This is a genomic window from Dactylosporangium sp. NPDC000521, assembly GCF_042898305.1.
GTDB lineage: Bacteria > Actinomycetota > Actinomycetes > Mycobacteriales > Micromonosporaceae > Dactylosporangium.
The window spans coordinates 246,350-262,358 of record NZ_JBIAYW010000012.1; the positions used below are offsets into that span (position 1 = coordinate 246,350).

Sequence of the window (16,009 nt, forward strand, 5' to 3'; positions counted from 1 at the left end):
TGCGCTCCGGCGTCGGCCTGACCCGAACCTGTCACATGATTCGCGGCCCGAGCCGCTTCGCTGCCCGCTCATGAGTACACCTCTTCCTGCTTGCGGCTGCGCCGGAAGCCGATCAGCGACACGACGGCCACGATGGCGAAGATGTAGACCGAGATGGCGGCGGCGAAGCCGAACTGCGCGCCGGAGCCGCCGAACGCCAGCCGGTACGTGTAGGTGATGAGCAGGTCGGTCGCGCCGACGGTGGAGTCGTCGGGTGGGAACGGGCCCCCCTCGGTGGTCAGGTAGATCGCGTTGAAGTTGTTGAAGTTGAACGCGAACGAGGCGATGAGCAGCGGCGTCAGCGCGACCAGCAGCAGCGGCAGGGTCACCTGGCGGAAGCGCTGCAGCACCGAGGCGCCGTCGATGGTGGCGGCCTCCGTCATCTCCTTCGGGATGGCCTGCAGCGCGCCGGTGGCGACGAGGAACATGTACGGGTAGCCCATCCACAGCTGCACGAGGATGACCGCCATGCGGGCCGTCCACGGCTGGCCGAACCAGTCGACGTCGAGGCCGAAGAACCGGTTGATGAGCCCGAACTGCTGGTTGAACAGGTCCCGCCAGACGAGCAGCATCGCGAACCCGGGCATCGCGTACGGCAGCACCAGCAGCACCCGGTACAGGCTGCGGCCGCGCAACCGGTCGGCGTTGAGCGCCAGGGCGCAGCCGAGGCCGAGGCCGAACGTGACGAGCACGGACCCGATCGCGAACGCGAAGTTCCACGCGAGGGTGCCCAGGAAGTGCCCGGAGATACGGGAGTCGGTGAGGACCCGGGTGAAGTTGCTGAACCCGACCGGCACCTTCCAGCCCTGCGGGAGCCGCTCGCCGTCGGCGGCGACGAAGCTGCCGGACGTGCTGTCGGCCTTCCACTGCTTGCCGGTGCCGCGGTCGGTGATGCAGTCGCAGCCGCCGTCGTAGAACTGGGTGGCCTGGCCGTTGTACGCGCGGGTCAGGCCGGACGCGCGGACCGCGCCGTCGGCGGTCGGCACGCTGAACGCGAGGATGTCGTCGTTGCGGAGGTTGGCCTCGCCGAGTGTCAGCAGCGTGTACCCGTCGGCCTCGACGATCCGGCCGCCCTCGACGGTGAACCGCGCCGGGTGCAGGCCGGTGCCGTCGCCGACGAACGTCGCGCCGGCCTTGTCGACCAGCAGGAAGACGATGGCGCCCTCCCGGGTGGCGACGGCGAGGTCGTACTCCATGGAGCCCGGGACCTGCTTCACCGACGCGCCCTGCACGGCGGCGATCGCCTCGGCCTTGCTGCCGCGGTGCCCGTCGCCGTAGTTGGTGAACGCGGTGCTCGCGGTGTAGAGCACCGGCAGCGCCTGGAACGCGAGCAGGAAGACGGTGCCGGGGACCAGGTACTTGGCGGCGATGTGCCGCGGGGTCAGGTAGACGTAGAACAGCAGCGCGGTGGTCGCGGCGAGCACCGCGAGCCAGCCCCAGGCGTGGGCGTCGACCAGCGGGAGGGCGGCCGCGATCGCCAACGCCAGCCCGGCGCCGAGCAGGGCGATCTTGATGGTGGGGCCGGCGAGCGAGCCGCCTCCCCGCTGGGTCGTCGTCATGGTTACTTGTTGATCGCTTCGGTGATGGCCTTGCCCGCGGCGGTCAGCGTCGACTGCACGTCGGCGCCGCCGACGATCGCGGCCTCGGCCTTGCCGAACGGGTCCCACACCGCGGCCATGGCCGGGATCGCGGGGAGCACGGCGCCGCCCTTGCCGGCGTCGAGCCACTTCTGGATGTCGGGGTCGCTGCCCTTGACCTGGTCGAGCGCGGCGACGAGCGCCGGCGGGCGGGGGTTGGCCTGGTACAGCGCGACCTGCAGGTCGGGCTTGGTCAGGTAGTTGGTGATGAACTCGTTGGCGAGCGCCTTGCTCTTGCCCTTGCTGGCGACGTAGAACGCCTGCACGCCGACGAACGGCTGGGCGGGCTTGCCGCCGGCGAACGCCGGGATCGGGGTGATGTCGTACTTGACGCCGGCCTTCTTGATGTCGGCGACCGCCCATGGGCCGGAGATGAGGAACGCGGTCTTGCCGCCGGTGAACGTGGGGATGGCGTTGTCGCCGGTGATGGAGCGGGTCAGCGCGCCGCTGCCCTTCTCGCCGAGCGCCGCGATCTTCTTGAACGCCTCGACCGAGGCCGGCTTGTCCAGGCCCAGGTCGGCGGGGTCGTAGTCGCCGTTCGCCTTCTGCCCGAACAGGTAGCCGCCGGCGGACGCGTACAGCGGGTACGCGTGGTACGCGTCGCCGTTGGCGCCGACCTGCAGCGACATGATGTTGGTGACCTTGCCGGCCGTCTTCAGCGCCTGCCCGGCCGTGACGAGGTCCTCGATGGACGCGGGTGCGGTCGGCGCCAGGTCGGTGTTGCGGATCAGGGCGAGGTTCTCGATCGCGTACGGGACGCCGTACAGCTGGCCGTTGAACGTGACGGCCTTGACCGCGACCTCGGCGAACGCCGACTTCTGCGCGTCGGGCAGCTGCACCGGGTCGATCGCGCCGTTCTGGACCAGGTTGCCGATCCAGTCGTGCGCGCCGACGACGATGTCCGGGCCCTTGCCCGACTGCGACGCGGTCACGAAGTTGGTCTGCAGGTCCTTGGAGACCGCCTGGACCTGGACGGTGACGCCGTTGTCCTTGCCGAACTTCTCGGCGAAGGGCTTCAGGGCCGCGGACCGCTGGTCGTCGGCCCAGATGGTGAGGGTGCCGCCGGCCGCCTTGGAAGCGTTTGCGGAGCCGGCCTTGTCGCCGTCACTCTTGCTGCAGCCGGTGAGAACCAACGACAGAGCCGCAAGGGTGACGACACCCGTGATGCGGATGCGCATGGGGGAATCTCCTGTTCGGACAGGGAAATGCGGGGTGTGCAGGGTGTGGTGCGCGGCTCCTTCACGGAAGCCACGGGGAATGCGCGCAAGCGGGGTGTGACGGGCAGGTGCCGGGTCGCGATTCCAACGACACCCGCCGCGCCGTGGCCGAACGCTAGCAAGAGCTTGCGTCGAATGAAAGACCTTGCATCGACCTTTCACAAACACCGGTTCGATGCTTTACAGTCGGGCCTATGTCCACCGAGCCACCCCGTGCCCGGCTCGCTGACATCGCCCGGCAGGCGGAGGTCAGCGAGGCGACGGTGTCCCGCGTGCTCAACAACCGCGCCGGCGTCAGCGCGGACACGCGGCAGGCCGTCCTCACCGCGCTCGACGTGCTCGGCTACGAGCGCCCCGAGCGGCTGCGCAAGCGCAGCGCGGGCCTCGTCGGACTGGTCACGCCGGAGCTGGAGAACCCCATCTTCCCGCTCTTCGCCCAGATCATCGAGTCGGCCCTCGCGCAGCACGGCTTCACGCCGGTGCTGTGCACGCAGACCCCGGGCGGCGTGACCGAGGACGAGTACGTCGAGATGCTGCTGGACCGGTCCGTCGCCGGGATCATCTTCATCTCCGGCCTGCACGCCGACACCACGGCGGACCACGACCGCTACCGCAAGCTGATCGACCGGCCCCTGCCGATCGTGATGATCACCGGGTACGTCGCGGGCCTCGACGCGCCCTGCATCTCCTGCGACGACCGGCTCGCCAGCCAGACGGCGGTCGACCACCTCGCCTCGCTCGGCCACACCCGCATCGGCCTCATCTCGGGCCCCGACCGTTTCTCGCCGGTGCAGCGCAAGCTCACCGGATACCGCGCGGCGATGCAGCGCCACGGCCTCGACGAGATGGTCGAGCTGTCCCTCTTCGGCGTCGAGGGCGGCGCCGCGGCCGCCGACCGGCTCATCGCGCGCGGCGCGACCGGCCTCGTCTGCGGCTCGGACCTCATGGCGCTCGGTGCGATCCGCGCCGCCCGCGCCCGCGGCCTCTCGGTGCCGAAGGACGTCTCCGTCGTCGGCTACGACGACTCGCTGCTCATCGCCTTCACCGACCCGCCGCTGACGACCCTGCGGCAGCCGGTCCGGGCGATGGCCAACGCCGCCGTGCGCGCCCTCGTCGACACCATCAACGGGCAGCCGACCCCGCACTCGGAGTTCCTCTTCAACCCCGAGCTCGTGGTCCGCGGCTCGACGGGCATCGTCGCCCGCTGACGGCTCTCACTCCCCCTCTTTCGCCTTTCATCGCAAGGGACCCTTCACCGTGCCTTCTTCCGACGTGCCTTCCAACTGGTGGCGCACCGCCGTCATCTACGAGATCTACGTCCGCAGCTTCGCCGACGGCAACGGCGACGGTGAGGGCGACCTCATCGGGCTGCGGGAGCGCCTGCCGTACCTGCGCGACCTCGGCGTCGACGCGATCTGGCTGACGCCGTTCTACCGTTCGCCGATGGTCGACGGCGGCTACGACGTCGCCGACTACCGCGACGTGGACCCGCTCTTCGGCACCCTCGCCGACTTCGACGCGATGCTCGCCGCCGCGCACGCCCTGGACATCCGCGTCATCGTCGACATCGTGCCCAACCACACGTCATCGCAGCACCCGTGGTTCACGTCGGCGCTCACCGCCGGACCCGGGTCGCTGGAGCGCGACCGGTACATCTTCCGCCCTGCTTCGGAAGAACCGCCGAACGACTGGGAGTCCATCTTCGGCGGGCGCGCCTGGACCCGGACCCCGGACGGCGAGTGGTACCTGCACCTGTTCGACCCCGGCCAGCCCGACCTCAACTGGGACAACGCCGACGTGCGGGCGGAGTTCGAGTCGGTGCTGCGGTTCTGGCTGGACCGCGGCGTCGACGGCTTCCGCATCGACGTCGCCCACGGCATGGTGAAGGAGGCCGGGCTGCCGTCCGTCGGGCACCCGCAGCAGATCGGGCTGCTCGGCCGGGAGCCGCTGCCGTACTTCGACCAGGACGGCGTCCACGAGATCTACCGCGCCTGGCGGAAGATCCTCGACTCCTACCCCGGCGACCGGATGGCCGTCGCCGAGGCGTGGGCGTCCACCCCGCTGCGGCTGGCCCGCTACGTCGCCCCCGACGAGCTGCACCAGGCCTTCAACTTCGACTTCCTCGCCGCGCCGTGGTCCGCCGCCGAGCTGCGCGCCACGATCGACGCCTGCGTCGAGGCCGCGGACAGCGTCGGCGCCCCCACCACGTGGGTCCTGTCCAACCACGACAAGGCCCGCCACGTGACCCGCTTCGGCTCGCCCGGCATCGCCCGCGCCGCGGCGCTGCTCATGCTGGCCCTGCCGGGCGCGGCCTACCTGTACCAGGGCGAGGAGCTCGGCCTGCCGGAGGTCCTGGACCTGCCCGCGGACGCCCGTCAGGACCCCGTGTGGCACCGCTCCGGCGGCACCGACCCCGGCCGCGACGGCTGCCGCGTCCCGCTCCCCTGGGACGCTTCCCTGCCGGCGTACGGCTTCTCGACGACCGGCCGCTCCTGGCTACCGCAGCCCGACTGGGCGTCCCTGGCCGCCTCGTCCCAGCAGGGCGTGCCGTCGTCGTTCCTGGAGCTGTACCGCACGGCCCTGCGCCTGCGCCGCACCTTCACCGGCCCGCTGACCTGGAACGACTCCCCCACCGACGTCCTGGACTTCAGCCGCGACGGCCTCCGCTGCGTGGTCAACCTGTCCGGTGCCGCCGTCCCGCTCCCGACGGGCTCCGTCGTCCTGGCGAGCGGCGACCTGCCGGACGGGACGCTGCCGCCGGACACGGCGGTCTGGCTGCGGTAGAACCGTCCCGTCAGGGGGCATCCGGGGCGCGGCGGGTCGCATATGCTGCCCGCCGTGCCGTTTCAGATGCCGGTGCCGGAGAGCCAGCCGGTCGACCTCTTCACCGAGCTGCGCCGTCTCGCCGCCGACGCCGGCCGGGGTGACTGGCCCGCCGTGGCGGCGTTCCTCGGCGGGCTGCGGTCGCTCGACGACCTCGCGGTGGCGTGCGGCCAGATCGAGGACAAGCTCGACGACCAGGTCCTCGAGCGGGTGCCGTACGGCGACCCGGCCTGGGCGCTGGCACACACGATCCTCGGGGTCCGCACCGTGCTGCGCGGGTGGAAGATCCGCGGGACCGGCTGGGCCCGCAACGTCACGCAGCAGCAGTGGGCGGGCTTCCACGAGCACCTCAACCGGGCCGAGCAGATCCTCATCGAGGTCACCGCGCGCCAGCCGGAGCAGGGCTACGCGTGGCTGGAGCGGATGATCATCTGCCGGGGCATCTCGCTCGGCCACGACGAGGCCCGGCGGCGGTACGACCGGCTGAGCGCGCACCACCCGTTCGCGTACGTCGCCGGATACCACCTCGTGCAGCAGCTGCAGCCGAAGTGGGGCGGGTCGTGGGAGAAGGTGTCCGAGTTCGGCGCCGAACTGCTGCGCACCGCCCCGCCGGGGTCGCTCGGGCTGCTGACGGTCCTCGCCGGGCACATGGAGCGCTTCAAGGCCTCCGACTCCGACGCCGAAGGCACCGCGCTCCTGCGCGCCCCGGCCGTCGTCGCGCAGATCCACCAGGTCGCCGACCAGACCGTCCGGCACCCCGCGTTCCAGGGCGGCTACCGGTTCCACACCGCGCACGACTACTTCGCGATGCTGTTCTCCCTCATCGGCGACCACGCGGCCGCGGCGCCGCACTTCCGGGCCCTGGCCGGGCGGCGCACCCCGCTCTGGACGTCGTACTTCGACAAACCCGGGACCGCGTACGCCGACCTCCGTGACCGCGCGCTGGCGAGAGGCTGATCCCGTGCTGCACCGCACCGACGTCGACGGCGTCCCGACGCTGCTCGCGCCGAGCACCGGCCCGATGACCGCCGGGCTGACCTTCCGGGTCGGCCTGGCCGACGAGGGCGCCGCCCGCATCGGCATCACGCACCTCGTCGAGCATCTCGCGCTGCACCGGCACGGCGTCGCCGACTACCACTACAACGGCGCCACCGGCAGCGTCGTCACCCACTTCCACATGCAGGGCAGCGAGCGCGACATCGTCACGTACCTGGAGATGGTCTGCGACTCCCTCGCCGACCTGCCGGTGCAGCGGCTGGAGACCGAGAAGGCGATCCTGCGCACCGAGGCGGCCGGGCGCGGCGGCGGCGTCAACCGGATGCTGCCGATGTGGCGGTACGGCGCCCAGCACTACGGCCTGGTCAGCTACCCCGAGTGGGGCATCGACCGGCTCGGCCCCGACGACGTGCGGGCCTGGGCGAACGCCTGGTTCACCCAGGCGAACGCCGTGCTGTGGATCTCCGGCGACCGGGTCCCGCCGGGCCTGCGGCTGCGCCTGCCGGCCGGGACGCTCCGCCCGGTGCCGGTCGCTTCGACGATCCTGCCGGCGACACCGGCGTACTTCACCGGCGCCGCCGGCGGCGTCGTCTTCGACGGCGTCATGCGCCGGCACGTGGCCGGTTCGATGTTCGCCCTGATGCTGGAGCGGGAGCTGTTCCGGTCGCTGCGGCAGGAGGGCGGCCTGTCGTACGCGGCGAGCGCCTCCTACGACCCGCGCGGCGACGGCATGGCGGTGGTCACCGCGTTCGCCGACGCGCTGCCGGAGAAGCAGCGCGCGGTCGTCGGCGGTTTCGTCGACGTCCTCGCCGGGTTCCGGGTCGGCCGGATCTCCCAGACCGAGCTCGACGCGGTCCGCACGAAACGCGACGAGGCGCTGCGCCACCCCGACGCGCCCGCCGGCCGGCTGCCGGGCCTCGCCACCGACCTGCTCACCGGCGCGCGGCTGCGCACCCTCGACGAGCTGCGCGCCCAGCTGTACGCCGTCACCCTCGCCGACGTGCACGACGCCGCCCTGCAGGCCCTCGGCTCGGGGCTGCTGCAGGTGCCGCCGGGCAGCCGCGCCGACTGGGCCGGGTTCGCGGCGGCGCCGACGACGTCCACGGACGCGGTCCCCGGGCACACGTACCGGGCGGTCGACGGCTCCGGCGCTTCGCTCGTCCTCGGCGCGGACGGGGTCAGCATCGTCGAGGGCGAGTGCCGGGCGACGGTCCGCTACCGCTCCTGCGCGGTGGTGCACGCGTGGCCGGACGGCGCACGGCAGCTGATCGGCCTGGACGGGATCGCGGTGCTGGTCGAGCCGGCGCTGTTCGCCGCGCCCGCGGACACCGCCGCCCGCATCGACCGGTCCGTGCACCCGTCGATCATCCTGCCGATGCCGGCCCGCGACCCGGACGACATCCCCCGCCCGTCGCCGGCGGCCGCCACCGGCCCGTTCCCACCGTCCACCGGCACGTTTCCAGCCCCCACCGGCGGGACCCCGCCGGCGACCGGCGGGATCCCGCGGACCATCGCGGTGCTCCCGCCCGATGGCGCGTTCCCGCCCTTCACCGGCAGGTTCTCACCGGCGACCGGCACCCTTCCGCCGGCTTCATCGCCACGCCCGTGATCGAAGGAGCGGAGTGGTCGCCCGGATGACCGCTCCGCTCCTTCGATCACGGCCCGCCGGGCGGGGCGGCGGCACGAGGAAGCGGCGGATCCGGCAGGAGGCTGCCGGATCCGCCGTTCGAGCGGGCGGGAGCTACTTCCAGGTGGCGTTGACGGTCTGGCTGGCGGTGCCGGTGTTCACGGTGCGGTTGGCGCCGCTCTCCCAGGTGACGTTGCCCGAGCCGTCCTTCTTGATGAACTTGTACTCGACCGCGGTGTTGGCCGGCACGGTGACGGTGCCGGACCAGACCGGGTAGTTGGCCGAGGACAGGGCGATCGCGTTCGCCGTGTTCCAGGAGCCCAGGGCCGGGATCGAGCCGACCACGTAGACGTTCTGGCCCAGGACGGTGGTGACGGTCGCGTTGAAGGTGACCGCCGGGTTCGTGGTCGTGGAGCCGTTCCAGGTGGTGTTGACGGTGCCCGTGCCGCCGGCGGGCACGGTGTACGTGTGGTTGCCGCCCGGCTCCCAGGTGACGGCGCCGGCGCTGGTCCTGGTGATGAACTTGTACTCGACCGCGGTGCCCGCCGGGAGCGTCACGGTCGTCGTCCAGGCGGACCCGGCGGCCGTCATCGGGATCGCGTTCGCCGTGTTCCACGAGCCCAGCGCGGCGACCGAGCCGATGAGGTACACCGGGTTGCCGGTGGGCGCGCCGGTCACGGTGAACGCGACGCCCGACGGCACCGGCGACGAGGTGGACGGCGTCGGCGACGGCGTGCCCCCGGTGACGCGGGCGTTGACGTGCAGCGCCACGGCGTCCTTCGCGTTCGCGCCGACCGTGGCCTGGCCGGAGCCGTTGACGGTCACGGTCGGGCCGCTGCACGTGCCGGACGAGGCGGTGTAGTCGCCGTGGATGACGTCGCAGTACACGCCCGCGGGCAGGCCGGTGCTGAACGTGCGGGACCCGACCGCGCCGCCGCCGTTGTTGATGAGCGTCCAGCCGAGCGCGCCACGGGAGAAGGCGATCGCGTTGGCGCCGTCGCTCCACCAGTTGCCGACGGCCGTGCTGGCCTTGGTGGCGTTGTGGAACCCGACCATGTTGCGGACGGACCGCTGCCGGTGCTGGCACTCCCAGCCGCTGCCGCAGGTGACGCCGGTGACGTAGCCGTTGGCGTCGGCGGGCGGTGAGGCGTCGTTGTTGGTGAAGCTGAAGGAGCTCATGACGTTCGGGGTGCCGTAGTTCCACGCCAGCATGAAGACCGTGGCGAGGGTGTCGGTGCTGCCGTTCTTGTAGCTGAGCGTGGAGCCGTTGCGCTCGGTGTCGTGGTTGGACACGAACGCGGTCGCCTTGTCCGAGGGGCGCAGCCCCCAGCTGGTCCCGAACGTCTGCAGGTTGGCGATGCTGCCGGTGAACTGGTTCTTGAGGTTGGTGGCGTAGTTGAACTCGAGCACGCCGCCGGTGGCCTCGTAGGCGGCCATGGACAGGTTGCCGCTGCCGCCGGGCATGACCTCCTGCGCCCAGTACACGTTCTGCTTCGTCAGCTTGCCCTTGATCGCGGCGAGGTCGGCCTGCGCCATGTGCTTGGCCGCGTCGACGCGGAACCCGTCGACGCCGACGCTGATCAGGTCGTTGAGGTAGCCGGCGATCTTCGTGCGCACGTAGTCGGTCTCGGTGGCGAGGTCGGACAGGCCGACGAGCTGGCAGTTCCAGACCTCGGTCTGGTTGTTCCAGTCGTGGATCTGGTTGTCCGACTGGGGGCAGGCGCCGCCGTTGTGGTGGAAGTCGTTGTACCCGTAGCCGGCGCTCGGGTAGCTGTAGTTGTTGGTGAACGACGCCGGGCCGTACGCGGTCGTCGAGGTCTGGTTGGCGCCGGTCATGTGGTTGATGACGGCGTCCACGTACACCTTGACGCCCGCGGCGTGGCAGGCGTTGACCATCGCCGTGAACTGGGCGCGGGTGCCCATGCGGCTGTTGAGGTCGTAGCCGGCCGGCTGGTAGATGTCCCACCACGGGTGGCCGGCGACGCTGATCGAGTCCTCGGGCGGCGCGACCTGCACGGCGCCGTAGCCGGCCGGGCCGAGGACGTTGGTGCACTCGGTGGCGATGGACGTCCACGGCCACAGCCACAGGTTGGCGATGACGTCGTCGGAGGCGACGGACGCGTCGGCCTCACGGTCGGCGGACAGCAGCGGGTAGGCGAGCGCGCCGGTCATGGCGAGCGCAACCGCGCCGATACTCAGCAGTCGTTTCTTCACGAACGAACTCCAATGCGGGAGTGCGGCAGGGGTGTCAGCGGAGGTACGGGCCGGCGGTGCCGACCTTGCCCGGCGCGGGGTTGCCGGGCAGCGACAGCACGTAGGCGCGCATGGCGCCCTTGGCGGTCACGGTGGCGGTGAGGGTGCCGTTGGCGACGGTCTGCACGTCACCGGTGACGGCGTCGGTGTAGGTGCCGTTGGGGATGCCGGTGAACGTGGCGGTGCTGGAGATGGCGACGAGGACGAAGCTGTCCACGCTGCCGGCGGTGTACCGGCGCTTGTAGGCGATGCCGCCGGTGATGCCCGCGGTGGAGTACTGCCCCATCTGCAGTGCCGGCACCGCGCGGCGGATCTGGTTGAGCCGCTGGACGTGCTGGACCAGCGGTTTGCTCAGGGTGGTGGCGACCGGGCCGCTGGCGCTGGCGACGGTGCCGTACCCGGACGCGACGACCGACCCTTCGACGTACGAGCCGAAGTACGCGCGGCCCGTGTTCGCCAGGGGGCAGGTCGGGCCGCAGTCGATCTGCTTGCCGGCCTGGAACTCGACCTCCGAGCCGTAGTAGAGGACCGGGACGCCGCGGAACGTCCACATGAGATCCATGTTCTCGGCCCACGCGTCCGTCCCGCCGGCGTAGCGGGTGGTGGACTTGTTGGGGCCGTAGTCGTGCGAGTCCACGTACACGGCGTTGTACGTGGCGTCGTTGACGCTGTCGTCGGAGTCCTTGCCGTTGTTGAAGGCGTTGGCGGCGTCACCGAAGTTCATGTGCATCCGCATGTCGATGATGTTCATGCCGGAGAACTGGCTGTGGTCCGGCGCGTGGTAGGCGTTGCCGTTCAGGAACGCGTTGGTGGACGTGGGCTGGTTGGCGGTGCCGAGCTGGTTCTCGTAGTTGAACTGGTCGAGGGCGGCCTGCACGTCGTCGGCGACGTAGGTGCGCCGCTCCTTCCAGGTGTAGAACTGCGCGGAGTGGTTGACCGAGCCGCGGTTCCACTTGTCGTTGACGAACGCGGCCACCTCGCCGAAGACGTAGAAGTCCTGGGCCTTGGTCGCGCCGTACTTCTGGGTGAGGCGCTGCTGCAGGGCCGGCAGGAAACGCCGGTTCCAGGTGACCCGCGGGATGTGCACGGCGGTGTCGACGCGGAAGCCGTCCACGCCCATGTCGATGTAGGAGTTGTAGGCGTCGATGAGGTACTGCTGCACGACCGGGTTCTCGGTGTTGAAGTCGGCGAGGTCGTCGTGCAGCCAGCAGGAGCGGGCGTCCTCACCTTCCCAGTTGCCGATCCAGCACTGGTGGTACAGGGAGGCGGGGAACATCTTCGCGGTCGGGCTGGGCCACTGGCAGTGGTGGTTGGCGTAGCCCTCGGGGCTGAACGTGCCGTTGGTCTGGCCGTAGTTGGGGCAGGTGTTGCCGGCCGGCGCGGTGGTCGACCACAGGTCGCCGTTGTAGGCGCGGCCGAGGGAGTTCTCGTCGAGCGGGTTGTAGACCTTGCCGGGGACCTTCTCGCTGTACATCCAGTCCCACTGCCCGTCCCGGGCGCCCCAGACGGTCGGCACGTACAGGCCCTTGGCACCCCACCGGGAGCTGTGGTTGTAGACCACGTCCTGGTAGATCTTCAGGCCCTTGGCGTGCGCGCTGTTGATGAGGTCCTGGTAGGAGGCGCCGGGCGACTCCAGCCGCGGGTCGACGCGGAAGAAGTCCCAGCCGTGATAGCCGTGGTAGTCGTAGTCGGAGCGGTTGAGCACGACCGGTGTGATCCAGACGGCGGAGAAGCCGAGGGCCTTGATGTAGTCGAGCTTGTCGACGAGGCCCTTGAAATCGCCGCGGAACATCGGGTCGTTGTTGGCGGCGTTGCCGGACTTGACGTGCTGGCTGCCGCCGCGGTCGTTGGACGTGTCACCGTCGTAGAAGCGGGCGGTGAGCACGAAGTAGATGCTCTCCTTGCGCGGGTCGCCGCCGAGCATGGAGCCGCCCGCGGGCAGCGGGGGCGCGTCGCCGGTGGTGACGGTGACGGTGCTGGACGCGCCGGAGAGGTTGCCGGCGGCGTCGACGGCCTTCACGGTGTACGAGTAGCTGGTCCTCGGTGCGAGCCCGCCGTCGATGTACCCGTTGGTGGCGGTGGTGAGCTGGACCGCGCCGGGGTTGCGGGTCAGCTGGTAGCCGGTGACACCACGGTCGTCGGTGGAGGCGGCCCAGGACAGCGTGACCGTGACGTGGTCGGCGGTCGCGGTGACGCCGCCGGGGACGCTCGGCGGGGTCGTGTCGGGTGGCACGGCCGCGCACGGGTCGGTCGCGCCGCCGGTGACGACACCGCCGGCGACCCTCGACGTGCCGGCGGCGATGCGGTAGTTGGCGCCGTTGTTGTTGTCCCACGTGCCGGAGCCGTTGTTGAACACCGCCTGCATGCCGGTGGCGGCGCCCAGCGCGACGGTCTTCTTCACCCAGCCGGCGCAGGCGACCTCGTTCATCGCGACGCCCGGCACCGCCGTCCACGCCTCGCCGTTCGGCGCGTAGTGGATGTTCACCACCGGCCAGGTCCTGCCTGCGGTGGAGTAGAAGACGGTGGCGGTGTTGCCCGCCGGCGGCGGGGTGGTCGGCGTCGGCTGGCCGCCGCACGGGTTGCCGGTGCCCGCGACACCGCCGGTGACGGTCACGTCCCCGGTGCCGAGGGCGTAGTTGCGGCCGGCGTTGTTGTCCCAGGTGCCGGCGCCGTTGTTGAACGTGACCTGCAGGCCGTTGGCGGACCCGAGGTCGATGGTCCTGCTGTACCAGCCGGTGCAGGCGGCCGCCATCGGCACGCCGGGCACGGCCGTCCACGCGCCGCCGTTCGGCGCGTAGTGGATGTTCACGGTCGTCCAGGCGGCGGTGGGCTTGTAGTAGACGGTGACGCTGGTGCCCGCGACGGCGAGGGCAGGGACGACGAGGAGGGACGCCAGCAGCGTCAGGACAGCGAGCAGGAGGGTGCGTCTTCGGGACATAGGGGTGCTCCTTGCGGGCATCGATGCGGCGGCGGACCGACCGACGTGACAGCCTGGCGGGGCATGGCAGCGCGTGGAGGAAGACTGATCTGACCGATTGACACATGTCAAGCTTCTTGCAAAAATCACCAACTCACCATCGGGCATGTCCGGTCTGAGCTGCTGAAACTTCGCGGCCACCTTGCAAAGATCAACAGCTCTTTACCGGCGCGTTACGGGAAGCTAGCATCAGGACGCTCTTGCAAGACCTTGCAACTCCTGCAAGTCGCCTACAGTGGAGCGTATTCGTTGAAGCGTCCTCTCCTGCTCGCGGCGGTCCTCGCCCTGACCGCCGTCGGCCTCAGCGCCCCTACCGCCCAGGCGTCGTCCACGACCAAGGACGTCACCGCACACCTCTTCCAGTGGCCGTGGCGCGACGTCGCGCGCGAGTGCCGCAGCACCCTCGGCCCGGCCGGCTACGGCGCCGTGCAGGTCACCCCGCCCCAGGAGCACGTCGAGTTGCCCGCGCAGGGGTATCCGTGGTGGCAGGCGTACCAGCCGGTCAGCTACAAGCTCGACAGCCGCTACGGCAACCCCCGCGAGTTCGCCGGCATGGTCGAGGCCTGCCACCGCGCCGGGGTCAAGGTGTACGTCGACGCCGTCATCAACCACATGTCGGGCCAGACCGCCGGCGGCACCGGCAGCGGCGGCACCAGGTTCGGCAAGTACGACTACCCCGGCCTCTACGACACGACCGACTTCCACCACTGCGGCCGCAACGGCGACGACTGGATCCACGACTGGAACGACGCGTGGGAGATCCAGAACTGTGAGCTGCTCGGCCTGTCCGACCTCGCGACCGAGCAGGAGGACGTGCGCGCCGACATCGCCGGCTACCTCAACGGCCTGCTGCGCCTCGGCGTCGACGGCTTCCGCATCGACGCCGCCAAGCACGTCCCGGCGGCCGACCTCGCCGCCATCAAGGCCAAGCTGAAGCGCCCCGCGTACCTCTACCAGGAGGTCCTCGGCAACGCCCCGATCCCGAAGTCCGACTACCTGCCGGTCGGCAACGTCATCGAGGACGCGTACGGCCAGCAGATCAGCCGCGTCGTGAAGACCGGCAAGCTCAGCTGGCTCGACCAGTTCGGCGAGGCGTGGGGCTTCTCCCCCTCTTCCACCGCAGTCGTCTACGTCGACAGCCACGACACCGAGCGCGACCAGAGCGGCGCGACCCTCACGTACAAGGACGGGCCGCTCTTCGCGCTCGGCAACGCCTTCTCCCTGGCGTGGCCCTACGGGCACCCGCTCGTGCTGTCCAGCTACGGGTTCACCAGCACCGACGCCGGGCCGCCGGGCGCGTCGGCCGGCGGCGACCTGGACGCCGTGCGCTGCGGCGGGGTCACGAGCGGCCCCGGCGGCTGGCTCTGCCAGCAGCGGGACACCGCGACCACCGGAATGGTCGGCTTCCGTAACGCCGCCGGCACCGCGCCGGTCACCCGCTGGTGGAGCGGCGGCGACAACGCGATCGCCTTCGCCCGCGAGGGCCGCGGCTACATCGTGCTGAACCGCGAGAGCACCGCCGTCACCCGTACGTTCGACACGGGCCTGCCGGCCGGCGTCTACTGCGACGTCACCCGCGGCACCGTGCGCGGCAACCGCTGCACGGGCCCGACCGTCACCGTCGGCAAGGGCGGCGCGCTGACCACCACGGTGCCCGGCCTGAGCACCCTCGCGATCGACGTGCAGCACCGCGTGTCCCGGGCCGTCGCGGCGCCCGCCCCGGCGGTGTCGTTCTCCGCGTATGCGGTGGTCGCCCCGGGCGAGCGCCTCGTGCTCGTCGGCAACGCACCCGCGCTCGGCGCGTGGAACCCCGCGAACGGTGTGCGGCTGTCGTCCGACGGCTATCCACAGTGGACCGCACGGGTCCCGGTCCCGGCCGGCACCGCGCTGGAGTACAAGTACGTGAAGCTCGCCGCCGACGGCACGGTCACCTGGGAGAGCCGCCCCAACCGCACCGGGACGGTCCCCGCCGACGGCTGGCTGTCCACATCGGACGGGTGGGAGGCCGGTGCCACCGTCCAGGGCAACGTGACGCTGCACGTCGCCGAGGAGCCGGGGCAGCAGCTGTTCCTCGTCGGCGCCGCGCCGTCGATCGGCTCGTGGAACCCGGCGAACGCGGTGCCGCTCACGAAGACGGCGGACGCGACGTGGACCGGCCAGGTGACCCTGCCGGGCTCGGCGGTCGTGGAGTACAAGTACATCCGCAAGGACGCCGCCGGCACCGTCACCTGGGAGAGCGACCCGAACCGCACGGTCAGCACCCCGTCGGGCGGCACCATCACCCTCGACGAGACCTGGCGATAGCACACGGCAGAACACCGGCGGGGGGGGGGGGCGCCGCCGGGCGGGGGGGGGCCCCCCCCGGGGGGCCCCGGGGGGGGGGGGTGGGGGGGTGGGGGGGGGGGGGGGGCGCGGGCGGGGGGGCCCGGCCCCCCCCCGC

General features: G+C 71.2%; 9 protein-coding genes. 5 read left to right on the top strand and 4 right to left on the bottom strand.

From position 1 onward, the window contains the following. Positions 1 to 68: 68 nt before the first annotated feature. Both ACFY3L_RS35180 and ACFY3L_RS35185 read right to left on the bottom strand, forming a co-directional pair. Positions 69 to 1,598 (bottom strand): ABC transporter permease subunit, encoded by a 1,530-nt coding sequence (locus ACFY3L_RS35180; protein WP_389334170.1) that lies wholly within the window; start codon positions 1,596 to 1,598, stop codon positions 69 to 71. Positions 1,599 to 1,600: 2 nt separating this feature from the next. After that, positions 1,601 to 2,854: an extracellular solute-binding protein gene (locus ACFY3L_RS35185; RefSeq protein ID WP_389334173.1), complete on the bottom strand. Its 1,254-nt coding sequence runs from the start codon at positions 2,852 to 2,854 to the stop codon at positions 1,601 to 1,603. 233 nt (positions 2,855 to 3,087) lie between these two features. On the opposite strand from ACFY3L_RS35185, the gene ACFY3L_RS35190 reads away from it, so the two are divergent. From ACFY3L_RS35190 to ACFY3L_RS35205, 4 genes are read left to right on the top strand one after another with little or no spacing between them, the layout of a single operon-like run. Further along, positions 3,088 to 4,101: a LacI family DNA-binding transcriptional regulator gene (locus tag ACFY3L_RS35190; protein ID WP_389334176.1), complete on the top strand. Its 1,014-nt coding sequence runs from the start codon at positions 3,088 to 3,090 to the stop codon at positions 4,099 to 4,101. A gap of 49 nt (positions 4,102 to 4,150) precedes the next feature. Beyond that, positions 4,151 to 5,677 (top strand): glycoside hydrolase family 13 protein, encoded by a 1,527-nt coding sequence (locus tag ACFY3L_RS35195; protein WP_389334179.1) that lies wholly within the window; start codon positions 4,151 to 4,153, stop codon positions 5,675 to 5,677. 54 nt (positions 5,678 to 5,731) lie between these two features. Then, on the top strand, positions 5,732 to 6,673 hold the full coding sequence (locus ACFY3L_RS35200) for a hypothetical protein (protein WP_389334182.1): 942 nt from the start codon (positions 5,732 to 5,734) through the stop codon (positions 6,671 to 6,673). Positions 6,674 to 6,677: 4 nt separating this feature from the next. After that, positions 6,678 to 8,321, top strand: a complete 1,644-nt coding sequence (locus tag ACFY3L_RS35205; protein WP_389334185.1) for an insulinase family protein — start codon at positions 6,678 to 6,680, stop codon at positions 8,319 to 8,321. Between the two features lie 132 nt (positions 8,322 to 8,453). Here the strand turns inward: ACFY3L_RS35205 and ACFY3L_RS35210 are convergent, their stop codons facing one another. Beyond that, positions 8,454 to 10,553, bottom strand: a complete 2,100-nt coding sequence (locus tag ACFY3L_RS35210) for a carbohydrate-binding module family 20 domain-containing protein (protein ID WP_389334188.1) — start codon at positions 10,551 to 10,553, stop codon at positions 8,454 to 8,456. Between the two features lie 34 nt (positions 10,554 to 10,587). Beyond that, complete coding sequence (locus ACFY3L_RS35215) at positions 10,588 to 13,530, bottom strand: carbohydrate binding domain-containing protein (protein ID WP_389334191.1); 2,943 nt, start codon at positions 13,528 to 13,530, stop codon at positions 10,588 to 10,590. A 288-nt stretch (positions 13,531 to 13,818) separates the two neighbouring features. Here ACFY3L_RS35215 and ACFY3L_RS35220 point away from each other — a divergent pair, with 288 nt between their 5' ends. Then, positions 13,819 to 15,873 carry a carbohydrate-binding module family 20 domain-containing protein gene (locus tag ACFY3L_RS35220; protein ID WP_389334194.1) on the top strand — a complete coding sequence of 685 codons (2,055 nt, stop codon included), beginning with the start codon at positions 13,819 to 13,821 and terminating at the stop codon, positions 15,871 to 15,873. The last annotated feature ends 136 nt before the right edge of the window (positions 15,874 to 16,009 follow it).